Raw genomic sequence first — 22,625 nt, forward strand, 5'->3', positions numbered from 1 at the left:
CCGTACCATTGTAAACATGTTCATCACAAAGAAGCGTCAAGGAACAATTCAATGTCCCTGACGCTTCTTTATGATGATAACTTCGGTTATTTCTTCCCCTTGCGCACCTTCAGCAGCTTGCCCTTGATCGTCGTATCTTGCATCAAAGCTAGGACAAGCGGACCTTTGCCATTAAGAATCTCAACATCGGTCACATGATCGAGAATCGTAATGATGCCGATATCATCCGCGGACACGCCATCCAGCTTAGCGATCGTTCCGACGAAGTCTACAGCCCGAAACTTCTTCTTCTTGCCGCCATTGAAGTTCAGTTTCATTATGTTCTTGTTTAGTTGCTCGCGCTTATCGGATCGCTGCTCAGGCACTTTGTTTAGTTTAAGTTCAAACGCTTCTCTGCTCCGATCAACCGTTTCTTCGGAGGGGGCCTTAACTCTCGGAATTGAGAATCCAATATACGCTTCAATCTCGGCTAGTCGATGACTATCCTTCGATGTGACGAGGGTAATCGCTTTGCCTGTCTTGCCAGCGCGTCCCGTACGCCCTGTGCGATGGACATAGCTTTCCTTGTCCAGCGGAATGTCGTAATTGATGACATGGGTAATATTCGTAATATCAATGCCGCGGGCAGCTACATCGGTCGCGATCAAGTAACGGAACTGTCCTCTTCTGAACGCATTCATGACTTCGAACCGTTCTTCCTGCTCCAGGCCGCCGTGAATACGATCGCAAGGTAATTCAAGATCAGCCATTGCTCGGAATAAAGTATCGACATGCTCCTGCGTGCGGCAGAAAATGATGCAGCTGTCAGGATTCTCGACGATGAGTACATTGTGCAGAACCGCAAGCTTGTCCGCTTCTGTGACCTGAATGAGGGAGTGTTCAATCGTGGCCGTCGTCAGGCCGCTCGCTTTGATCTCGATTTCAACAGGGTTGTCCATATACTTGCGCGACAGCTTGGCTACGTCTTCAGGGAATGTAGCGGAGAACAGCATTGTAACCCGCTCACTGGGCAGTGCTTGAATGATCGACTGAACCTGCTCGATAAAGCCCATATTCAGCATCTCATCGGCTTCGTCAATGACGAGATAAGCAATCCGTCCCAGTGATATCGTGCCGCGTTCAATATGATCGAGCACACGTCCCGGCGTGCCAACCACGATATGTGTCCGCTGTTTTAACTCCGCCTTTTGCAAATGAAAAGGAGATCTTCCGAATAGAGGCGTCGACTTGATCCGCTTATATCGCCCAATATTCGTAATGTCTTCGTTGACCTGCAGCGCGAGTTCGCGGGTTGGTGTAAGAATTAGTGCTTGCGGTTTATTCTCGTTCCAGTCGACTAGCTCGCAGAGCGGAATCCCATATGCAGCCGTTTTGCCGCTGCCTGTCTGTGATTTGACGACGAGATCCTTCTTCTCCAGCGCGATCGGAAGGACTTCCGTCTGTACCTCGGTTGGCGTCTCATAGCCTAAGCTGCTCAGCGCCCTTACGATCTCTTCACTTAGTTGATATTGTGCAAAATGGTGCTTGCTCATTGGTAACCTCATCTACGCTATATTTGAGTACTTATATGTGTCGATTATTCATCTCCTATTATACTCTGAATCCCTCTTTAATAGCTGTTGAAGAGATTTTTATTAACCGTATGGTTAGCTTGTGGATTGTAGTCTCGGGACTCACTTGGTAAAGTAAAACAGGGGAGGCGATTCGAAGGTATGCATGATGAGGATAAAGTTTACAACACGGCGGTAGAAGCTACGCTTGAAGTGATCGGAGGCAAATGGAAGCCGGTCATTCTGTTCCATCTGACGTTCGGCAAGAAACGCAATGGCGAACTCATGCACCTGATTCCGACGATGTCGCAAAAGGTGCTGACTCAGCAGTTGTCCGAATTGACGAGGGATGGAATTGTGAACCGCATTGCCTATAACCAAGTGCCTCCGAAAGTCGAATATGAGTTGACGGATTATGGATGGAGCTTGAAAGAGATCCTTCATCTGATGTGCAGATGGGGCGATGTTCATGTTGATAAGGTATATGGCGAGAGAGGCAAGATCCTCTTTGAACCGCCAATATCAAGATAAACCATTAAGGAATGACTTTACGACGACGCAGGTCTTCGAAGATGTCGATAAACATTTTTTCTGTATCGATAAAGTTATGGAATCCGAATCGACGGGCTTTCGTCCCATCCGCGAAGAAGTCGTAATCCCAAGAAAATACGAAATCCCCGAAACGCCAAGACGACACGTCAGCATAACTGTTTCTCTCCAAACCATAGTTTTCAACCATGCTATTCCAGAGCGGTTCTTTATCCGCCATGACGACATCTAGTGACATTTGTAATGGAGGGGCGGTCTCAAGCCCGAAGAACGCACCGATCTTCGGCCATAGTTCATTCCAGCGGAAGAGATCGCCGTTGGTAATGTTAAACGTTTGATTAGCGCAGCGTTCGTCAGTGGCTGCCCAGACCGTTGCCTGCGCGAGCAAGTTGGCGTCGGTCATCTCCAGCAAGCTGTTGTAAGCCCCCGGCTTTCCTGGGAAACGAAGCGGCAGGCCCACTTCCTTCGACATGGAAGCGTAGATGGCGATAACCATCGCTAAGTTCATCGGGTTGCCTAAGGCAAATCCGCAAACGACAGAAGGGCGCAGGGCAGACCATGTCCAGCTGCTGCCTGGCTGCCGCCTCTCGAGAAATTGCTGCTGATCGATGTTGAATTCGGGCGGCATATGATTAGCATCCGTTTCTCGTGCCGGCGTCTTGAAGGGACCAAGATGCGCACCATACACCTTGTAGCCTTGCATGAGACTAATATGCTGCAGATCCACAGCGATGGGCTCGATTGCATCGACGACGTTCACAAGCATAGCAAGGTTAGGGGCGACGAGCTCCGCCCATGTAGGACGATCCTGATATGCCGCGTAGAAGATATGGGTCACGTTGGTCAATTGGCTTAACTGTACTCGAGCATCATCTCTATTGAGCAAATCCACCGCCAAATAACGAACTCGGCTTGTGTCTTCTCCGCCCCGTCGCGAGACCCCGATAATATCCCATTCATCGAGTGTCGACAGATGCTCGATTAGATTCCGTCCAATAACCCCTTTGGCGCCAATGACAAGAGCGGTATTCCGTGATTGATTTTCATTACGATTCATCTTTCATTCCTCCTCTTCATCATGTTCCTTATTGTGCAGGAGGGAAGAGAATCTGAGAAGTACGCACTTTGAAGTCATATAAGCACCTTGAGGTAATCATGAAGCAGCAGCGCATAGAATCCTTGACTAGTAGGTGTTCAGTTGAATTTCTGTTGTAAAATGGTTCTCACTCCATGACCAGTCCACCAGTAACAGGCGTATAGGTTCCGGTCAGGAATCTAGCGCTATCGCTTGCAAGAAAGGCAATAACCCCGGCCACATCTTCCGGCTCGGCGATCCGGCCTAGAGGTGTGAAGCTGCCGATCATGCGGCTTTCCTCTTCGGAGATCATAAAAGAAGCATCGGCTTTAACGAAGCCGGGAGCGACGATGTTTGCCGAGATCCCATAAGGGCCGAACTCTTGTGCAATATATCGTGCGAACGTATCGAGCCCGCCTTTCGCCGTACCGAATGCGATATGTTGAGGGGCAGGATCCTTGCCTTCCGTACTGGAAACATAGATGATTCTGCCGAATTGCTGTGCGATCATCGTCGGGATGACAGCCTTCGTTGATTCGAATGCCGACTTTAATTCATCCGTCAACTGCTGTTCGAATTGTTCCCAGGCGAGCTCGGCAAAGGTTGAAGCTGTGACGCTGCCATTCGAATAGCAGATGAGGGCATCGATACGTCCAAATGTATTCTTCACGACAGCCACGAGATGTTCCATGTGCTCTTTACTGCGAGCGTCCGCGGATGCTGCCAGTGCTTCGCCGCCGACGGCAATAATCTCGGAAGCAACAGATTGGATGGTCATCTCATTCTCATAATCGGTGACCACAACCTTGGCTCCCAGTGAAGCCAATTGCAGACACGTTGCTCGCCCAATCCCCTGCGCAGCCCCGGTAACAATGATTACTTTTCCATGTAGGGACATCATAGCCAACCTCCTTCCCTAAACTTAGTCGGTATCCAATACACCATATTGCCTTGCAATATCTAGCGCAATCTTCTTCACCCTGTCAGCAAGATGAGCAGGCTCAAGCACCATGACATCAGCCATATAGTGAAAGGCGGTACGAATCAACCAGTTTTCACTAGAAAATGTCGTACGTACAAGGAGCTGTCCATCTGGAAGCCGTTCAATATCTTTGGCATCAAATTGGTCCATTACGCTCACTGCAGCCGATGCTTTGAATTGAAGAATTACTGAAAACGGATCGTTCCTCTCAGGTAGCGCCCACCTTTCATTCAACTGAACGTGCGATTCCTCTCGGCGAATGAAGGTACCAGCCTGCACCTCTAATTCCTGAATACGAGTCAGCTTGAAGATGCGATAATCGTTGCGTAAGAGACAATAGCCATGAAGGTACCATGAATAATTCTTGAGCACGAGTGACATCGGCTCTACTTCACGCCCTTGTTCATCGCCTGTTCGGCTCGTGTAGTTGAAACGGATGAGTTTTCGTTCGTCCACAGCTTTACGAAGCGAATCATACCGACTCTGATCCTCTTGGCTGTTCTTCCAAGGGGTGAAATCGATATGAATGCGATGTCCTTCTCCTGTCCGGCCTTGCTCAGCTTGCGTGACCATCGCGCCAACCTTACCGAGCAGGCGGTCCATATTCGAAGCGTCATAAGCCTTCGTAGACGCGAGACCTCGAAGAGCAGTGGAGAGGGCGGTCAGCTCTTCGAAGGACAGCAGCTGTCGATCCAGCCGGAAGCTGTCCATAATCTCATAACCACCCTCCATGCCGGTGTAGGAGACGATGGGGATGCCCGCTTGACCAAGTGAATCGAGATCGCGATAAATGGTGCGCAGCGATACTTCGAGCTGATCTGCCAATTCCTGCGCCTGTATCCGCTTGCGGTTAAGCAGCAATATCGTAATGGTCATTAATCGTTCAAGCTTCATTGTTATATCTCCTAATCCGGCATGCCGCAGCTCGCCGTTATATAAATTAATGCACCGCAGCCAATTCCTTGCCTTCGGCAACCGGTTCCATTTTATCCCTCGTCATCAGGAATGCCGCAATTAGCGCCAGCGCAGCGGGGATAAGGCTCCAAGCAAAGGTTGCTTCAATGGATCCCGATAGCCCAGTTGTAATGGTATCCAGAAGGTTAGGATCGATTGATTGACGGAACGATGGATTCAGCAGTGAATGGGGATCGCTTAGGTTCAAATCAGCGGGAACCGCTATGTCGCCTTTGCCAAGTGATTCGGTAAGCTTCGAGAGCATGCTGTGGCTTTGTACAATTCCGAAGATCGTAATGCCAAGCGCCATGCCAAGCGAACGATTGAAATTGAGCGTCGAGGTTGCCGCTCCGCGCTGCGCCGCAGGGAATGAATGAAGCACAGATGTACTGAGTACCGAGAAGGAAGCACCAATTCCAAGTCCGATAAGAATCATAATTCCCGTAATTGAAAGTCGAGAAGATTCTACCGTAATCTGCGAGAGGAGGGCAATACCAGTCACTAGCGTCGCCAACGTCCCTATCATAATGGTGCGGTACTGAAGCTTCGTCATGAGAAATCCGCCAAGCGTCGCGGTGACGACCGATCCGAACATCATCGGCAACAAAGTTAAACCTGAATTGGAAGCTGAACCGCCGAACACGCCTTGCACGTAGATCGGGATAAAGATCGCCGCCGTCATGTATGCAGCGCCGCTTAGCATCGCGACTAGATTGCTCGTTGCGTACAATCTGCTGCGGAATAAGCCGAATGAAATGATTGGTTCTGCTGCTCTTTTCTCCACCACGACAAGTAAGAAAGCAAGGACCACGAATCCGGCGAACAACCCGATAATTTGAGGTGAATCCCAAGCGTACGTTTTGCCGCCTAGCTCAAGCGCGAAGATAAAGCAGACGACAGCGCCTACGAGAAGAATCGAACCCGCCCAGTCGATTCGCTGACGCGAGTGCTCAGCCGACTCTTTATAGAACAACACAATCATCAGTAAAGCAATGCAGCCGAGCGGAAGATTGATGTAGAAAATCCAATTCCAGTTAATATGATCGGTGATGTACCCACCTAGCAGTGGACCAACCACACTCGACAAACCGAACACGGCTCCGAATGCCCCCATCATCTTCCCGCGGTCTTTAGGCGATACGACATCGAACAAAATCGTGAACGCAATGGATACCATTGCACCTGCTCCGACTCCTTGTACAGCCCGAAAAATACTTAGTTCAACGATCGATTGCGCGAATCCGCATAATGCGGAACCGATCATAAACATGATGATCCCGAAGATGAAGAAACGTTTGCGTCCATACATATCGGACAGCTTGCCGAAGATCGGCATACAGGCCATCTCTGCTACCATATACGCGGTGGTAACCCATACGAACTTGTCGAGTCCGCCCATCTCTCCGACGATCGTACCCATTGCGGTTGAAACAATCGTGTTGTCCATGGACGCCATTAGAATAGCAAGCAGCAGGCCTCCAACGATTGCGGGTAATTTGTTTGTCATACGTTTCCATCCCTTCATGTACCTGAATTGATTGCTGAACAATCATCTGAGACCATCATAAGGTTTCATTGTTGACAGCTGTGTGTCAGGGAAGAAGGGCTGAATTGGATTTTTTTATTCTCACCGAAACCCAATAATGTTTATTAAGCATCGGTGGATTAGACTTTCAGACATAAGGAGCAGGTCGTCATACGACTTGCTCCTTGACGTTTTTCAACCATGAAAAAACGTCCCTCCGAATGAAAGAGCAACATTTCAAATGTCACTTTGTGATAAAACTGAAAATGATAAAAAGTTGAAAGCGTAAAATCCAACGGACGATAAGGAATAGGGAGGATTGTCATTTATGAAGTACTATTGGAGAGTATACTTGCTGGCTGCGGGAGGATTTTTGGTCGGGACATCGGAGTTTGTCATAGCGGGCGTATTAGATAGGATTGCGGTCGATTTAAAGATCCCGATATCGTTAGCCGGACAGCTCGTCACTGTGTTCTCTCTCGTATTCGCACTGGGCACTCCATTGTTAGTCGCCGTCACTTCGCGAGTCGAAAGAAAGAAGCTGCTATCTATTTCATTGTTTGTATTCATAATTGGCAATCTGCTCGCTTTGTTTAGCCAAGATATATCACTCCTTATGGCATCCCGAGTCATACTGGCGGTCAGCTCAGGTATTTATACGGTCACTGCACTAACTCTTGCAGCACATCTAGCTCCGGTTGAAAAAAAGGGTGGTGTCATTGCGACGGTCATTATGGGTTTCAGTTCGTCACTGATTATCGGAGTTCCAATGGGACGAGTGATTGCGAACACTTTCGATTGGCATTATTTGTTTGCTATTGTTGCAGGCGGTGGTGTTCTCATAATAATTGCTATTTCCAAATGGATACCGCACTTGGAAGGCCATAGACCCGTTTCGCTAGGCATACAGCTTTCGAGTATAAAGGACCGGAGTATAAGTATCACGCTGTCAGTTACCTTTTTCTGGATTATGGGCTACTCCATCGTCTATACTTATATCTCTCCTTATTTGCTTGCGCATACACACCTGCCTAACAACTGGGTCGGTATCGGATTATTTGCGTTCGGGATATTCAGTATAATCGGTTCGCGGTTTGGTGGATATGGCGCAGATAGGTGGGGCACATCGGCAATGCTGATCTCCAGTCTTCTGCTGCATGCCCTTGTCTTGTTACTCTTCGAATTGACGCACCCTTCACAGTTTGTCTCATTGATATTAATGATGCTATGGGCCGGATCATCTTGGGCAACCGCTCCTGTACAGCAGCTTAGCCTTATTGTTCTGGCTCCCCAAGCTTCGGAAATCTTGCTGAGCCTAAATACGTCCATACTTCAAATCGGTATGGCAGCGGGAGCTGCTGCAGGCGGAGCGATTGTTGCCCGGTTTTCAGTTATTCACATTGGTTGGGCCGGTGCAGTCAGCGTGCTCATCGCATGTGCCACTGCCGTTTATTTACAGCGGTCAGGACATAGAGCAGAAAAGGCTAAGCAATTGTAATTTAGATCCGTATTGTTGTCCTAGAAGTACGACATTTCGCTAGCGGAGACGTTGAAATTAAAATCAAAACAGCGGCGGACTAGGATTTTATTTTCGCATCCTAGTGCGCCGCTGTTTCATTTATCGGATCGGTCTAATACCTATTTCTCAAAACGTTATTCCCGGTGGGGTTACAGATAATCATGCGCCTGATCGCCTTCGGTATAGACAGCAATCAGAATAAGAGCGATTTCTTCGCCAATATTTTTGACAATGTGAGGGGTGCAAGCATTCCAGCCGAAGGAGTCACCTTCTCTGAATTCAGCCGCATCCTCTCCTTGTTCGGCGTAGATTGTACCTTTCACGACGACATGGACCTCTTCACCCTCATGCGCATGCGGAGCCAAGCCGGTCGAAGCGCCGGGAGGAATCTCCACGAGCATCGTCCTTACGTTCTTAGTCGAGCTCAAGTGTTCCACTATTAATTTCTCGGTCCCGCTCGTCGTCGTTTTCCGCTCGTCCTTCCGGACAATATTCATGCGTTCCTCTTGCTGCAGCAGCAAGTAAGCAAGCGGCACCTTCAAGGACTTAGCAATGCTTTCTAAGGTTGCGATAGACGGAGACGTTTTATTCGTTTCAACCTGGCTCATGAAGCCTTGCGACAAACCGGTTTCTTCACAAATTTGCGCGATCGTTATATTTTTGCGTTTGCGTATCGTTCGGATGGTGGAACCGATGTTCAACGGATTTTCACCCCATTAGAATATTTGTAATACTGAATATATATTAATAATAACAATATTCCTATTGACAAGCTACTCCTCCAAACAATATATTAGCTATACGAAACAAACATCTTTATAACTAATATTCACGAGGGGGAGGAATCCTATGACAAAAATAAACGTTGTTTCGACTATAGCGCGCATCGTGTTGGGAATCTTATTCGTGGCTCATGGACTCGACAAATTTCAGATGGGCTTAGGCAATGTGGAGGCGTGGTTCGATTCTATCGGCGTACCGGGGCCGCTGGCTTATGCCGTGGCGTATATCGAATTGGTTGGAGGAATTCTGCTGATAGCAGGTATCTTCACCCGATATGTGGCGGCCTTGTTGGTAATCATACTCATTGGCGCGATTATTACAACTAAGCTGTCCGTCGGACTGCTTGGGAACGGCCAGATGGCCGGTTATGAGCTGGATTTGAGCTTTATCGTCATTGCGGTTTACTTAATTGTTGCTGACCGATCGCCATTGTCGCTCGACCACATGTTGTGGAGAAAGCGCAGCGCCTAACCCAAAGGAGATGTGACCTCATGAACCCGACTTATCAGTATGACATTCATTTTCCGGCTAACATGGATCCGGACAAGCGGTATCCGGCCATCTTCACGCTTCACGGCAAAGGGTCGAACGAGAGGAATATGTTTGGTTTAGTGGAGCCGTTAGTCGATGAATTTATTATTGTCGGCATTCGCGGCAATCTTACCTTGGGCGCGGGCTTCCAATATTATGAGCTGAAGAGCTTAGGCAATCCGATCCGGGAAATGTTCGATCAAGCGGTCGAGCAATTGGAAGCATTCATTCATTATGCGACGGAGAAGTATCCGATCGATGCGGCTAAGCGTTATTTGCTCGGTTTCAGTCAAGGCGCGATTTTGTCGATGACGATGGCGCTTACGATGGGGGATGCGTTGAAGGGAATCGTAGCGTTGAACGGGTATGTACCGGAATTCGTGAAGACGGAATATACGCTGAAGAGCATCCAGGATGTAGCGGTGTTTATTTCCCACGGCGAATTCGACTCCGTATTCCCGATTCGGATCGGGCATGAAACGGCCGATTATATGGGAAGTCTAACGTCTCGCTTGACCTTCAACGTGTATCCGACCGATCATGGCGTCTCCGAGCTTAATCAAAGGGATTTCGTGAAATGGCTTAAGCAAGTGAACGAATGATTGTAATACCCTCATATAATCAGATGTCCATTGCCTTTATCTACTCATGAAGTCGAAGCATATAAGCCATCTTCGCAGGTGTGTCTTCCTGCAAAGATGGCTTAATGTTGTCGTTTGCAGATTGCACGAAAAACCTTATCACAGAAGTCGAAGGAAGGGTTAGTTCACTGTAAATGTATCCACGTTAATTCGGCTGCCTGAAGTGCCGGCTATTACAATCTTGAAGCGCACCGGTACCGTTGAATTAACGGTTATCGTCTTCTCGGTCAACGTCGATGTTGCAGTTGCTGCAGTCGTAACATCCGTCCAGGTCGAGCCTGCATTGGTCGACTTCTGCAGCTTCCAAGTCGCACCTGTATCCGTGCTGAAGTTTGCAACACTCAGCTTAACGGTTGTTGCAGTCGCAACGTCGAAATTCATGTAGATGGAGCCCGACGATTTGATGCGAGCCGATTGCGTTCCAACCTTCTTGTCCGTGCTCAAGTCACCGATCAGCGCATTATCGAACGTCCAAGAGCCGGAGCTGAGCGTAACGCTAGCAGCGGTATATGCGGCTTTGGTACCGGACTCGAATCCTTCGTTAAGCGATGTGGAGGGGTTCGTGACCGTACAGGATCCGCCACCATAGGAACCCGTCTTGAAGGTACAGCGATCCCACCATTTGTACCCTGCCGCTGGCGTTGCCCAAGGCTCTGATTGTGGTTCCGTCGAAGCAGCTGGCGCTTCCATCGCAAGCAGCGAAGTTGCTTGGTCAAGCGTGAGGCCGCTAACTTGGCTCAGACTGGTATAAGACTCCTGAGCGGACAGCCAATTCGCGATATTGACGAGCAGCGTTCCGTCATTTTGCTCCTTGAAGCCATCGTAAGTCGTCTTCGTGGTGCCATCCTCTTCGCGTTTATATTTCGGCGTTGCGTCTTCAACTGGGGAAGAGTCGCCGATGAACGCTGCTTTGCCGAGGCCGACCTTAGCAACAGCGACGAACGGTCCTTCACTCACGCCGCCGCCTGCATAGACGCCTTGGTCAACGGCACTCGACCATTTGGTCGTCGTGGCAGGCAGGTAGACGATTCCTTTTGCTTTGGTCGGATCCATAATAGCAAGGGTAGAGCCAGCATGCATAGCTACAGTCGATACACCTTGGGTGATGCCGAATGCCTGCGATGAAGAAACAATGTTGTTCGCCGTTACATCGCCGATTGCGTTATAACGGAACCGAACGCCGAAGTTCGTACCAAGCCAGTCCGAGCTGACAATGCCCTGCATCGCATCGGAATTAGCTTCTTCAGTGCTCATCCCTTTGGCAGGGTTGGTCCAAGCGCCGCGGCGATAGCCGTTAAAAACTTCCGAAGCATCCCAACGGTTCTTGTTACGGTCAGCATTGTAATGATCGCCAATGAAGAAAATGCTTCCGCCATTCTGTACATATTGCAGCATCGCGGCTTGCTCCGACGATTTGTAAGGAATGTTCGCTTCGCCAATGATGAAGACGTTATAAGCGCTAAGATCGCTCAGCGTAATGGGCGTCGTTTTGCGTAATTCTTTGACATAATAGCCCTGGCCGGCTAAAGCCGTCGCATAGTCCGAGAAACCGCCGTCGATAACCCAGTCTGCAGCGCCAGCCGTTTGACCGTGGGTATTGTCGAACAATATTTTCTTGCCATTGGCTGTACCTGTTGGCTGCAGCACCGGAGCGGAATCAGAAGGACCCTCGCCGAATGCGGCAGGTCCAGGGATACTGAAGATCCCCATAATAATTGCACACGTTAACAGATAAGCGCCTACGCTGCGAGTCCACTTCGAGCTGTTCTTCTTCATTATTTCTCCTCCATCCATGATCCTTATATATTGAAGCCGTCTCCTATCCTTCATGTCCCTCCTGACTTGTTTGATTGTTGTTACGTGCCTATTAGAACAGAACATTATTATGGCAGAGTCATGGTGCCCCGAAGGATTTGTAAAGATGACGATATTTCGCGACTAGGGGAGAATGAGCCTTCTTATTTTGTGTCCAAAAAGCAAGACGGCTCGCAAACACGAGCCGCCTTGTTATAGCTATAGTTTCTTACACACCTTCAATCAGCGCTTTGATCGAGCTGTCGCTCTCCAGCGCGCGGATAATCAGTGTAGCGGCTTCTGCGCGAGTCGTCGTGCCGTTCGGCGAGAACGAAGACGCGGAGATTCCTTGCACCAGATTAGCAGAAGATGCGCGTGCAATTTCATTCGCTGCCCAGAAGCTGCTGCTCACATCGTTGAAGCTGACGGGTTGTCCAGCGGCCAATATATCAAGGTTCAAGATGCGAGAGATGATGACAACCATCTCGGCGCGGGAGATTGGAGCATTTGGTTTAAAGCTGCCATCCGAATACCCGGTAATAGCGCCTTTATTGGCGAGCACACCGATGTAACCTGCAGCCCAACTCGAACCTGTGTCGTTGAAGCTAGCTGAAGCATCTGGCGTCAACGCGAATGCTCGGGCAATCATCGCAGTGAATTCGGCTCTTGTAACCGGCGAGTTCGGACGGAAGGTATGATTCTCGTATCCCGTAATGATGCCCAGCTTGACTGCTTTATGAATGAAGCTGCTGCCCCAATGATTGCTGATGTCACTGAACGATTGATTGTCGTTGTTTGATGCGGCGATTGCTTTGTTTACCGCATTCAGAACGGCATCCCGATTCACGACGTTGGATTGGAACGGGTTTACCGTCGTTTCTGGCTGTTCCGTACCATTCGATCCTTGGTTGTCCGTGTCTGTGCCTTGCTCCGTGCCCGTATTTGCATTGGTATCCGTGCCGGAACCTGTGCCAGGAACAACGACCGGATCAGTCGTAGAAGTTGGCGTCGTAACATTCAACACAATCTTATCGGATCGATAGAAAACTTGCGTAATATACGAGCTAGACAGGCCGTCAATTTGAACCGAAGAGAATTGACCTGTACGAGCGCCGTCAGCATATTCCATCAACGTATAGGTTCCCGTGCCTGGCGCGTAACCATTCGTGAAGGATAGGTGCAGCTTACCGTTTACTTCCACAGCACCTTTCGTCTCCAATACGTCATTGGCGCTTGCCATATTCAGTTCCAGCGTACCATCAGCCGCTTGAGTGAAGTCTCCGCCGATTGTCACCTTTCCGATAACATCCTCAGCAAGTGTACCACCGTTGTTCGCTACGTCGCCGCTGCCGAATGCAATTGTCGATTTGCCTGTCAGCGTACCAGCGTTAAGCTCGGTGCCTCCGGCATACGTATTGCTGCCTGTCAGCGTCAACGAACCAGTTCCTTCCTTCGTCAGCTTGCCTGTGCCGGCAATGTTGTTCTTCCAAGTGTCCTTCGCATAGAAGCCGCCTTTGATCGCATCCATCGTTACCGTTACGTTGTTATTGAAGGCGCCGTAGCCGTCAGCAGCAGCGAACAGATTGAGGCGTCCCCAGCCTTCTGGATCGTCGAGCAACGGATAACCGGATGGCAGGCCAGTCGTCGCCAATACTTCGCGGCGCTGTTCATCGCTCAGGTAAGGCTGGCGAGTTTCGAGCAACACTTCAGCGCCTTTCGGAACAACTGTCGGTTCCGTTGTGGAGGAGATTGGCGTGAAGCCATAAGTCAAGCGGTCGGTGAAGTCCTTTTTATTTTGCTCATAATTGCTGAAGCGGTCGACTGCGGTGCCAGTCTGGGTCAGCAAAGTCTCGTGTGCCTGCTCATAGGCAGCTTGCTTCAGCGCTGCATTGTCCGGGTCGGCCAGAGCGGAGGCTGCCAGCGCTGTCGCGAGGACGCGTCCCCCCATGACATCAAGCGGCGAATGCATACCGGCGACGATGCGATTGTTGCCCATCTCGGAAGCGCGGGTCAGCAGCTCTTGGAACCGTTCTGGCACGGCATAAGCGAGCGCAAGCGAAGCAAGATAGGATGCGTTCGTGTGACCGCTTGGGAAGCCGCCGTCCGATTCCGGCGTTGAGCTTCTCGCAGGAACCAGCGTTGGGACGATAACAGAGGTAGTATCGAGCCAACGCCAAGGTCGCATATAGCTGTAATACTTCTTGGCCTGATTGGACGAAGCATAGTTGCCGCGCACGATGCCAATCAGATCGACCATCTTGCCGAGCGAGGAGTCGGAACTGCCGCCTTTATTCTCTCCGTTGCCATCGTTGTACTTCACCGTCGTTGCATCTTCCGGAATGTTTGCAATGGTCGTATACGTGTTCGTAGTGCTGCGGTACACGTCTGCCAATGAACCAAGACCATCAATCGCACCGTAGGTTTGGTTGCGTCGGTCATCGTAATAAGCGGCGTCTTCCATTTCCTTTGTGCGAGTCTTGGACAGATTGGCAACATATTGAATATTGTAGTCCAGCACTTCGCTGTTCAGCTTGGTACCGTTATCCCATGAAGTGCCTGGCGTCCACAGCTTCAGAAACCCGGAGAGCACGCCGATTGCCGGATTGGACTCCAGTGTCATGTTCGCAGGAATATTGTTCTTGTAACCGTCGACGAAGTGTCCCCAAGCTGGAGCTGTAGGCAGTGGAACGGAAGAATGGTCTGCTGCTGAAGCCGTGATGCTGTCGACAGCGGGATTGATCAATAGCAGTGTACCCATCGCAGCTGATACCAGCTTGTTTTTGTTTTTCATTTTCAAGATGAATCTACTCCTCGTCTCATATTGTTCTCGGCCCGAGCTAGGGCATCGGAATCGGACTCAATGTAGCATCGGGCCGCTGCGAGCGGCAATATAACAATTTCCCCTTTCTATCAGTTTGGGAGGAATACGGGGATCTTTTAACATTCACCTAATATAACGCCGCGGCTAGTTTACATTCGACAAATAAAAAAGGCTGATAATTGAGTACAACGATCGAACAACAAACCAGGGAGGGAGGAGCAATAAGATGAAGAAGCGGAATTCCGTATTTGCTAACCTGGCGATTTCCTATATGTCCATTGTGATCGTTATCGTGCTGCTGCTCTGCTCAACCTTCTATATTTATTTCTCAGGCAAATATAAGGACGAGCTTCGTAATCGAAATCAGCTGATTCTGAAGAATACCGCGCAAACGATCGAATCGACGGTGCTCCAGAGAGCGCAGCAAATGTACTTGGACATCTCGCTTAGCAAAAATGTAAATGTGCGACTGTTCGCCGACCCTGCGTATCAGAACAATCACAGCAAGGTCATTGATCTGCAAGAGCTGCTCAAGTCGGAAGTGATCAGCAATTCAGACGTCGTACAAGCCGTGCATCTCTATTATCCGAAGAATAAGATGCTGCTGTCGTCGCTATATGGATTGGCAATGAATGTTGATCATGACCGCAGCATGACGTATTTGGCCGATTGGATTCAAGGGATGCGGAGCAATCCATCGAGCAGCTACTGGACGTCAACCCGTGTGATTCCGCAGGATATTTACACTGTCCAATCGGATAACAGTAGCAGCAATGCCTTAATCACGTTCGCTCACAGCTATCCATTCCAAGAGTCGGGCTCGGACAGCGACGTTATTATTGCGGTAGATGTGAAGGAAAGTGCGATCCGTGACATTATTCGCAACATGATGCCTTCCCAATACGAAGGTACTTTTATTCTAGATCGTTCCGGCCAGACCATATCCGATGCGGATTCAAGCAAGTTAGGGTTACAAGGTGAATACGACGATAGCACGATACAGGGGGAGGCGCAGAGCAATAACGGTACGATCGATCAAGCATCCCATGTCGTTTCTTATCAGCTAATACCTTCGACGGGATGGACCATGTACAGCGTAGTGCCTTCGAGCTCCTTTTATGAGAAATCGATTGTCATTCAGAAGCTGATTCTAGGCATCTGTCTGTTAGTCATCCTGATTGGCATCGCGATGTCCGGCATTCTAGCCAGAGCAAACTACAGCCCAATCAAGCGGCTGACGGCGAAGATACGAGGTTTATTAGACCATGCACCTGAGCAGATGACGAATGAATACGGACTTATCGACGCGGCCTTCGTGAAGTTGAAAGATAAAGTGAACAGTCTGGAAGAGACGCTGGAGGCGAATAGCGCGGTTATTAAACATAATGTTGTCCAAAATCTATTAAATAATTGCTATACGCCTGAGGAATGGCTGGAGGAGCGTCCGTTTATAGGCTTTACGCACGCATACAACCATTATTGCTGTCTGGTACTTGATTCAAGCGAAGCGCTTGCCCAGTTAAGTGCTCGCAATATGCAGTATGCCGTATTCCGGATTATGAACCAGCTGGAATCGGTGGTCCTGCCGGACTGCCGTATTATTGCCGAAGCGCTTCCGGATAAGAGGGTTGTCGTCATCGTGTGCGCCAATGAAGCGAGCGACGGACTGCTGGAGCAGATCTCGCAATTCGTCATCTCGGAAGGGAAGGAACAATTCCAACTCGATGTCCAAATCGCATGGGGCAGTTGGGTGCCGGAGATGACGGAAGTTCATGAGAGCTATGACGAGGCTCATATCAAATTGAAGTACGGCTATTTCTTGCCGGACATCGCTATTCTGAACGATCGCAAACTGCTGGATCGGGAGAACAGCACGGAAGAAATTCCGCAGGCGATTGTGGCGAGATTCAGAGATAAACTGCAGGCTCGGCAGTCTGATGAACTTGAGATGGTTGTGGAGCAGTTGGTCTTGGCGATGCAAGAAGGTATGTATTCCGCTGATCATTGCCGATTCATGTTAGGGAATATCGTGTTCGTCTACTCCGACTACTTGAAGAGCGTTCAATATAAGCATCGTGAGCAAGAGAAGCTGGATCTGTATAGTCAGTTCGCACAGCTGCGAAGCGTTCGAGCTTTCCGACAATGGCTGGTCCAGTCGTCTGCCGATCTTCTTGCGTATCTGGAGAATCGGAACAGCGAACGGGCTGTGTCGAGTATCGAAGTGGTTAGGCAGTACATTGAAGACAATCTCTCGGGGGATCTGTCGCTTGACGCGGTGTCCGCTCAAGTGTTCCTTAGCTCCAAATATCTTAGCAAGTTGTTTAAGGAAGAGATCGGAATGAATTATACCGACTACGTGACCAGCCAGCGAATGGAGCGGGCGAAGGTACTTATTGAGAAGAACAATATGACGATAGAGCAGATCGCGAATATGGTGGGCTACGGTACGGCGGCTTATTTTATCAAGAAGTTTAAGGAAATGCATGGATGTACGCCGGGCAATTATCTGCGCAGCATTGCGAAGGAAGCGTAACCGCTGGTGGACGTATATGGAAGGAAGATCTTAATGAGTAGAAAGTTCGAGTTCGTCCAGATGGCTGCTAAGAAATTAAGGCGCGGCGGGTCCGCATTGCTGCTGATAGCAGTATTGGCGATCGTTGTCAGCGGCTGCGGAGATAACGCGGATGGAACGGATGCCGATAACGTGCATGTCTCAGCTGTTTCTACGGATGCTTCGGCTTCGGATACCCCTCTCTATGATATCTCTTGGACGATGCATCAGAATTTCCCCGTTACGGAGGACGCGGAGATGGTTCGCTACTTGGAACAGAAGTTCAACGTCAATCTTACGTTCTGGAATCTAGAGAATAACAAATATGAAGCGCTGCTCGATATGAAGCTGGCGCAAGGCGCGATTCCCGATCTATTCCGAATTAGACAACCACAGGATTTGCTTAAATACGAGCAGCAGGGCGTACTGGCAGAGATTCCGCAGGAGATGCTGGAGAAGTATGCGCCTAATCTAATGAAGGCACTTCGGGATCATGCGCCCGACTATCAGAATTATGGTGTCATTGACGGGAAGTATTACGGCATTCCGGTCATTAATCCGACGAACATTTATCGCATCCCCGTTGTCTATCGCCAAGATTGGTTAGACAAGCTGGGTCTGTCTGTGCCGCAGACGCTGGCTGAATTTGAGAAGGTCATCTATGCATTCTCGAATGAGGACCCGGATGGCAACGGCATCAAGGATACGTATGGATTGTCCAGCGAGGGAATGAATGTCGTCTTTGGTGCCTTCGGGCAGATCGTCTTCGCGGACCAGCTTTACTTCGGCGTTAAGGATGGAGGGTTAGTTGTTGGCGCCTTGCAGCCGGAGATGAAGGAGGCGCTGCAATACCTTAGCAAGTGGTACCAGGACGGCGTCATCGATCCAACGTTTATTACCGGTGAGAATAAGGGCGGCTACAAGCATCTCTCGCACTCTTTTATTAATGGAACGATTGGTATGACCTCTATGGGCAACTATTATCACTGGATTCAAGATGGCGATTACTTGAAGTGGAATTCGAACGGCGAAGAGGTTCCTGTGGAAGCGACATTCAATGTGAAGGAATTGACCGCTGTTCATCCCGATGCTCGAATTGTGTTCGGTCGGCCTTTCAGCGGACCAGAGGGGAAGCGGGGCTCCAAAGCCTATGATATGCTCATGAGCTTCACGGCAATTGGAGCCGATGCTGCCAAGGAGCCTGGCAAGAGGGAGATGATCCTTCGACTGCTGGACTGTATGAGCGCCAATCCTGATCCGGACGAAGCCGCTTCGATGAAGTACGGCATTCAAGGAACGCATTGGCAGTGGGCGAGCCCTGCCAAGGATGACGTCATTATACGTCCTCCGTACGACCATACTTTCAGCTATCAGAACCAGATTGGCGCTGGACTCGGGATGACCGTTCCTACGATGCCAACGGAACGAAGGGAGAAGTGGGCTGCAACGTTAGGACTGGATCAGGACGGGATCTATAATGCATTAGAAGTTGCGACCCCGTCCTTGATCAAATATGGGTCAGACTTAATCAAGCTTAAGAACAAAGCGTATATCTCGATTATTACCGGAGATAAGCCGGTGGATTATTTCGATACGTTCGTGAAGGAGTTTATGGCAGCAGGCGGAACGCAGGTGTTGAGGGAAGCGAATGATTGGTATAAGGAGCATGGCGAGAAGTAGGGTTGGAGATTAAATGGGGAGAGCCTTATCACAAGTAACAACGAAAATTTTATCGGGACAAGCTCTGCATCTATACTTGCAATTTGAAAGTACGGACTTTATACTCGATTTATCACATAACGAAGTCGGTGGCGAAATTCCGGTTGACATTCTCGAAACAGACAAAACCCTGCCGGCCATATGGTTTAACATTTAGTTTAATTCTTCGTGTGCCGGTACTAAACTTAAACCGAACGGAAATTTTCAAATGAATGGTAATCATTTCAATGTTTTGGAATCAGGTCCTATTATCAATCTTTTGAGTATGTCGAAGGATCCCATCCCAGGCAAGCTCTTTCTGAAAGACAAGCTTGGACTAACCGGCATGGAAGTTTCACTGAACCAGCTGCCGGAGGGAGGCTCTGTCCCGTTCTACCACACCCATCGCGAGAATGAAGAGCTATACCTATTCATTGGCGGCCAAGGTCAGTTTCAGGTAGATGGACAGATTGTTGATGTAAAGGAAGGAACGGCTATTCGTGTTTCAGCTGAAGGCGAACGCACGCTTCGCAATAACGGTACTGGCGATTTGTATTTTATCGTAATTCAAGTCCAAGCGGGCAGTCTCCGTCAATGGGTGCAGACGGATGGCGTCATACTCGATAAACCAGTGACCTGGCAGGAATAACAATGAGTATTCCGATCATGCAAGAATTAAAAACGAACGATAAAGAGCTGGAGAAACGCCTTCTACGGAATTTCGACGATGTACGTTCACAGTAAGATCAATCCCATATATACAACAAAAGGAGCTGCCACGGCAGCTCCTTTTGCGATTTTCGCCGTTATGAGCGTTAAGGTGAACCTTATCATAAGTAATGGCAAGTTTCTGTTGATTATCGTGATAGAGCCAATGTTGCTAGAAGGAAAATCGAGGCCACTCTGACTGGATCCTCAATCATAAACTAAATTTCAAAATCAATGGTACCATTGTCGGTCCATTCAAACGGACCAGGCGTGACAGCTGCATCGGGTCTCTTGATTCCGAAAAAGTCGGAGTCGAAACGATATGGAGTGCTGTCCGGTTCCTCATACTTCATATCGGCGTGATAAGTCTTTCCAAGCAAGTCCGTGGTAACCAACATTGCAGAGGTTCCCCGAAGCAGTTCGGGCTCATTGACCTGCATTTGCACCCTGCCTTGCGCAGGGTTAATCTCAATTTTTATGCCCTTCTGCGCATATATCTTCGCATTCGATTCATGACGACTTGGAACCGCATGGTTAAGATATAAATTTCCACCCATAGCTACTGGAAGAACGGCATTTCCTATAAAGAAATCTTTTGCGGCATCGCCAAGCTCAATGAGCTCCTCTTTGGTGTATTCCCACCATTTCTTATCTTTTACATTAGGATGTTTGTCGTATCCCCCCAATCCCACAGCATGCAGATAGCAAATGGAATTGTCCGGAACGCCATCCATGACGGTCTTCCCGTCAGCTCCAACTTCATCCCTTGGTTTCAGTGGAAGATGCTCAAAAAAGGTTATTGGAACAGGTTCCTTATTAGCGACATCATCGCCCACAAAGATATTGTTGTAGTACCTGTCATCGCCTCCAGTGATATTGGAGTACCCCGCCATTGCCGTCTCGTGTGGGAAGTGATACGGCGTAATACGGGTAATCTCGGAACGAACTACAAATTTACCTGCAAACAAATTGTGGGCAAATGCCCCGCCTTGCGCCATATTTCTGAAATTCATGGGAGATAGGAACAGATTATGATCGACCATATACGGACCATGGCAAACCTCAACGAAGAGGTCTTCGGAAAGGTTGTCGAAAAACACATTGCGGCTGATGCGGGTGCCCTGTGCCTGCCAGTCAAGCCAAAGCGCACGGTAACAGCCATAGATTTTATTTTCACTGATTTGAGTATCCAGGGAAGCATGCAGCTTAATTCCCGCTACTTCGGCACCGTGTCTGAGCCGCTTGTGGTGAATATTGTAAATGCGGTTCTGATAAATGCGGCTGAAGGCTGCTCCCATATGACCGACAATGCCTGCCTGTTCGCAATCATGAATCACATTATTTCGAACGATGTGACTGCCGACTCGATCTTTATGCCAGCCGGAGCGTAATGCTCGCAAAATAACCTCCTGCTCGCGTTGAGTCCCTCCTTTAATATGCTTCTCCAAAGACTTGGTGTGACCTGTACCGATTTCGGTCCCCAGGCTGATACCAACGCATTTGGATTCACTGATTATATTGTTCTCAATAATCCAACCCTTGCTCCAGTGAGGCCCGATCAAACCTTCCTGGTAGTCAGTAGGCGGCGCCCATTGAGGAGAGGCTTGACGAAGCGTGAAGCCGCTTACGGTTATGTAGTTAAGTCCTGGTTTCTCAGGCCAGAAGCAATAAGGACGGACACTGATTTCTACATTTTCCTTACAAGGATCTTTTCCGCCAAAATGAGCCCAGATTTTTGTTGTCGTAGAACCAACTTCGGCATACCATTTTAACAATGAATCCTCGGGATATTTGGCTTCGGGCCAAACTTCAGGCTTGTAAACGCTTGCAATACTGTCGCATTCATATAAGGACTTGCAATCCAAATATACATCACCGAGATGAACCGGGAAGGGCCCGTCAAACACCCAATCCCCACTCAACTCCACTTCAAAGGGATTACGAACGGAAAAAATGGAATTGGGCACTTCTGTGCTCCAAACATTGTCCTCTTCAGACTTCCAGTCGGTAATCCGTTCAGCTCCTGTAATGACGACTTCCCCGTCTCCTGCGGATCGATATACTATTCTATGCTCCGCTGTGCCGCCATTAGCCGGGTTAACCCATTCCCTGTATATTCCGGCATGAACAATAACCGTATCACCCGCCATCGCATGAGCCGCAGCACGTGATATTGTACGAAACGGTTGATCAGCTGTTCCTTTCAACTGATCATTCCCACGTATGGATACATGATATTCCATAAAGACTCTCCTTCTTCCTACCTTACAAAGTCGTAAGAATTCCTTACAAGCTGAAGGCAGGATATGTATAGAATTATTGTTGTATGAAGTCATTATACTAGAAAAATATGATGGGAGAGATCAGAAAATAGATGTTCCATCCGCATTGAGATAGGTGGAAAAAAACTAGAGTGAGGTATGATCAGAATCATCAAAACAGAAATCTAACCGGAATTCGAAATCCTGCCGACCGGATGAGGTCATTCTGTCCAGTTCACTTGATAATCTGAACGGAACGGAGTTCGAAAGGCTCCTTGCACTGTACTTCCGAGATCAGGGATATGTAGTTCATGAAGTCGGTATAGGCGGAAATGACGGTGGAGTGGATCTGGTTATTGTGGACAAGCGCGGAGAAAGAACGGCTGTGCAGGCAAAATGCTACGCTGACCACAACTTGGTTCCTGTGCAGACCGTTAGGGAGCTTGTTGCTGCAAAACGGAATCATAATTGCATGTTGACCCTGCTTATTACATCATCAGATTTGACGGGACCCGCAAAGAAGGAAGCGGAGCAGTTTCGAGTCGAGTATTGGCATGGTGGGATGCTTGGAGAGAAGTTACGGAGATGGGAAAAATGGCAGACCAAGAACAGGCAAAAAGCGAGGTAGTATACATGAGGGGCACCGGATCGGGTGCCCCTGTTTCTTTACCTTCTGCTAATTC

16 protein-coding genes and 1 pseudogene are annotated in these 22,625 nt (G+C 49.0%); 8 read left to right on the forward strand and 9 right to left on the reverse strand.

Annotation, left to right across the window (positions count from 1 at the left end; genetic code table 11):
* Positions 1-86 precede the first annotated feature (86 nt).
* On the reverse strand, positions 87-1,532 hold the full coding sequence (locus tag H8B09_RS01165; protein WP_191201656.1) for a DEAD/DEAH box helicase: 1,446 nt from the start codon (positions 1,530-1,532) through the stop codon (positions 87-89).
* A 180-nt stretch (positions 1,533-1,712) separates the two neighbouring features.
* Between H8B09_RS01165 and H8B09_RS01170 the strand changes: the two genes are divergently transcribed.
* Positions 1,713-2,081, forward strand: coding sequence for a winged helix-turn-helix transcriptional regulator (locus H8B09_RS01170; RefSeq protein WP_191201657.1), 369 nt, complete (start codon positions 1,713-1,715; stop codon positions 2,079-2,081).
* A gap of 4 nt (positions 2,082-2,085) precedes the next feature.
* Here H8B09_RS01170 and H8B09_RS01175 read toward each other — a convergent pair whose 3' ends face one another.
* The 4 genes from H8B09_RS01175 to H8B09_RS01190 all read right to left on the reverse strand — a co-directional run bounded on the left by H8B09_RS01175 (position 2,086) and on the right by H8B09_RS01190 (position 6,617).
* Positions 2,086-3,156, reverse strand: a complete 1,071-nt coding sequence (locus tag H8B09_RS01175) for an SDR family oxidoreductase (RefSeq protein WP_191201658.1) — start codon at positions 3,154-3,156, stop codon at positions 2,086-2,088.
* 166 nt (positions 3,157-3,322) lie between these two features.
* The gene (locus tag H8B09_RS01180) at positions 3,323-4,075 is read right to left on the reverse strand and encodes an SDR family NAD(P)-dependent oxidoreductase (protein ID WP_224753192.1); all 753 of its coding nucleotides are present in this window, start codon (positions 4,073-4,075) and stop codon (positions 3,323-3,325) included.
* Between the two features lie 21 nt (positions 4,076-4,096).
* Positions 4,097-5,050, reverse strand: a complete 954-nt coding sequence (locus H8B09_RS01185; protein ID WP_191201660.1) for a helix-turn-helix transcriptional regulator — start codon at positions 5,048-5,050, stop codon at positions 4,097-4,099.
* 46 nt (positions 5,051-5,096) lie between these two features.
* A complete protein-coding gene (locus H8B09_RS01190; protein WP_191201661.1) occupies positions 5,097-6,617 on the reverse strand; it encodes an MDR family MFS transporter in 1,521 nt (506 codons plus the stop codon).
* Positions 6,618-6,963: 346 nt separating this feature from the next.
* Between H8B09_RS01190 and H8B09_RS01195 the strand changes: the two genes are divergently transcribed.
* On the forward strand, positions 6,964-8,133 hold the full coding sequence (locus H8B09_RS01195) for an MFS transporter (RefSeq protein ID WP_191201662.1): 1,170 nt from the start codon (positions 6,964-6,966) through the stop codon (positions 8,131-8,133).
* Between the two features lie 170 nt (positions 8,134-8,303).
* Here the strand turns inward: H8B09_RS01195 and H8B09_RS01200 are convergent, their stop codons facing one another.
* The gene (locus tag H8B09_RS01200; RefSeq protein WP_191201663.1) at positions 8,304-8,855 is read right to left on the reverse strand and encodes a helix-turn-helix domain-containing protein; all 552 of its coding nucleotides are present in this window, start codon (positions 8,853-8,855) and stop codon (positions 8,304-8,306) included.
* Between the two features lie 148 nt (positions 8,856-9,003).
* Between H8B09_RS01200 and H8B09_RS01205 the strand changes: the two genes are divergently transcribed.
* Together H8B09_RS01205 and H8B09_RS01210 are read left to right on the forward strand one after the other, a co-directional pair.
* A complete protein-coding gene (locus H8B09_RS01205) occupies positions 9,004-9,408 on the forward strand; it encodes a DoxX family protein (RefSeq protein WP_191201664.1) in 405 nt (134 codons plus the stop codon).
* A gap of 20 nt (positions 9,409-9,428) precedes the next feature.
* Positions 9,429-10,070 carry an alpha/beta hydrolase gene (locus tag H8B09_RS01210; protein ID WP_191201665.1) on the forward strand — a complete coding sequence of 214 codons (642 nt, stop codon included), beginning with the start codon at positions 9,429-9,431 and terminating at the stop codon, positions 10,068-10,070.
* Positions 10,071-10,649: 579 nt separating this feature from the next.
* On the opposite strand, the pseudogene H8B09_RS01215 reads toward H8B09_RS01210, so the two are convergent.
* Together H8B09_RS01215 and H8B09_RS01220 are read right to left on the reverse strand one after the other, a co-directional pair.
* Positions 10,650-11,735, reverse strand: a pseudogene (locus H8B09_RS01215) (Ig domain protein group 2 domain protein); the annotation flags it as partial.
* Positions 11,736-12,132: 397 nt separating this feature from the next.
* Positions 12,133-14,694: an S-layer homology domain-containing protein gene (locus H8B09_RS01220; protein ID WP_191202742.1), complete on the reverse strand. Its 2,562-nt coding sequence runs from the start codon at positions 14,692-14,694 to the stop codon at positions 12,133-12,135.
* A gap of 256 nt (positions 14,695-14,950) precedes the next feature.
* On the opposite strand from H8B09_RS01220, the gene H8B09_RS01225 reads away from it, so the two are divergent.
* From H8B09_RS01225 to H8B09_RS01235, 3 genes are all read left to right on the forward strand, one after another.
* Positions 14,951-17,257 carry an AraC family transcriptional regulator gene (locus H8B09_RS01225; RefSeq protein ID WP_191201667.1) on the forward strand — a complete coding sequence of 769 codons (2,307 nt, stop codon included), beginning with the start codon at positions 14,951-14,953 and terminating at the stop codon, positions 17,255-17,257.
* 33 nt (positions 17,258-17,290) lie between these two features.
* On the forward strand, positions 17,291-18,955 hold the full coding sequence (locus H8B09_RS01230) for an extracellular solute-binding protein (protein WP_224753193.1): 1,665 nt from the start codon (positions 17,291-17,293) through the stop codon (positions 18,953-18,955).
* Positions 18,956-19,259: 304 nt separating this feature from the next.
* A complete protein-coding gene (locus tag H8B09_RS01235) occupies positions 19,260-19,622 on the forward strand; it encodes a cupin domain-containing protein (RefSeq protein WP_224753194.1) in 363 nt (120 codons plus the stop codon).
* Between the two features lie 277 nt (positions 19,623-19,899).
* Here H8B09_RS01235 and H8B09_RS01240 read toward each other — a convergent pair whose 3' ends face one another.
* Positions 19,900-21,924 carry a right-handed parallel beta-helix repeat-containing protein gene (locus H8B09_RS01240; protein WP_191201669.1) on the reverse strand — a complete coding sequence of 675 codons (2,025 nt, stop codon included), beginning with the start codon at positions 21,922-21,924 and terminating at the stop codon, positions 19,900-19,902.
* A gap of 265 nt (positions 21,925-22,189) precedes the next feature.
* On the opposite strand from H8B09_RS01240, the gene H8B09_RS01245 reads away from it, so the two are divergent.
* Positions 22,190-22,570: a restriction endonuclease gene (locus tag H8B09_RS01245; RefSeq protein ID WP_224753312.1), complete on the forward strand. Its 381-nt coding sequence runs from the start codon at positions 22,190-22,192 to the stop codon at positions 22,568-22,570.
* Positions 22,571-22,625 lie beyond the last annotated feature (55 nt).

The organism is Paenibacillus terricola (genome assembly GCF_014779765.1).
Taxonomy (GTDB): Bacteria; Bacillota; Bacilli; order Paenibacillales; family Paenibacillaceae; genus Paenibacillus_T; species Paenibacillus_T terricola.

What these genes read in the sequence shown, in the direction of transcription:
- H8B09_RS01165 (WP_191201656.1), bottom strand. Translation starts at nt 1,532, where the DNA reads ATGAGCAAGCACCATTTTGCACAATATCAACTAAGTGAAGAGATCGTA.
- H8B09_RS01170 (WP_191201657.1), top strand. Translation starts at nt 1,713, where the DNA reads ATGCATGATGAGGATAAAGTTTACAACACGGCGGTAGAAGCTACGCTT.
- H8B09_RS01175 (WP_191201658.1), bottom strand. Translation starts at nt 3,156, where the DNA reads ATGAATCGTAATGAAAATCAATCACGGAATACCGCTCTTGTCATTGGC.
- H8B09_RS01180 (WP_224753192.1), bottom strand. Translation starts at nt 4,075, where the DNA reads ATGATGTCCCTACATGGAAAAGTAATCATTGTTACCGGGGCTGCGCAG.
- H8B09_RS01185 (WP_191201660.1), bottom strand. Translation starts at nt 5,050, where the DNA reads ATGAAGCTTGAACGATTAATGACCATTACGATATTGCTGCTTAACCGC.
- H8B09_RS01190 (WP_191201661.1), bottom strand. Translation starts at nt 6,617, where the DNA reads ATGACAAACAAATTACCCGCAATCGTTGGAGGCCTGCTGCTTGCTATT.
- H8B09_RS01195 (WP_191201662.1), top strand. Translation starts at nt 6,964, where the DNA reads ATGAAGTACTATTGGAGAGTATACTTGCTGGCTGCGGGAGGATTTTTG.
- H8B09_RS01205 (WP_191201664.1), top strand. Translation starts at nt 9,004, where the DNA reads ATGACAAAAATAAACGTTGTTTCGACTATAGCGCGCATCGTGTTGGGA.
- H8B09_RS01210 (WP_191201665.1), top strand. Translation starts at nt 9,429, where the DNA reads ATGAACCCGACTTATCAGTATGACATTCATTTTCCGGCTAACATGGAT.
- H8B09_RS01220 (WP_191202742.1), bottom strand. Translation starts at nt 14,694, where the DNA reads ATGAAAAACAAAAACAAGCTGGTATCAGCTGCGATGGGTACACTGCTA.
- H8B09_RS01225 (WP_191201667.1), top strand. Translation starts at nt 14,951, where the DNA reads ATGAAGAAGCGGAATTCCGTATTTGCTAACCTGGCGATTTCCTATATG.
- H8B09_RS01230 (WP_224753193.1), top strand. Translation starts at nt 17,291, where the DNA reads ATGAGTAGAAAGTTCGAGTTCGTCCAGATGGCTGCTAAGAAATTAAGG.
- H8B09_RS01235 (WP_224753194.1), top strand. Translation starts at nt 19,260, where the DNA reads ATGTCGAAGGATCCCATCCCAGGCAAGCTCTTTCTGAAAGACAAGCTT.
- H8B09_RS01240 (WP_191201669.1), bottom strand. Translation starts at nt 21,924, where the DNA reads ATGGAATATCATGTATCCATACGTGGGAATGATCAGTTGAAAGGAACA.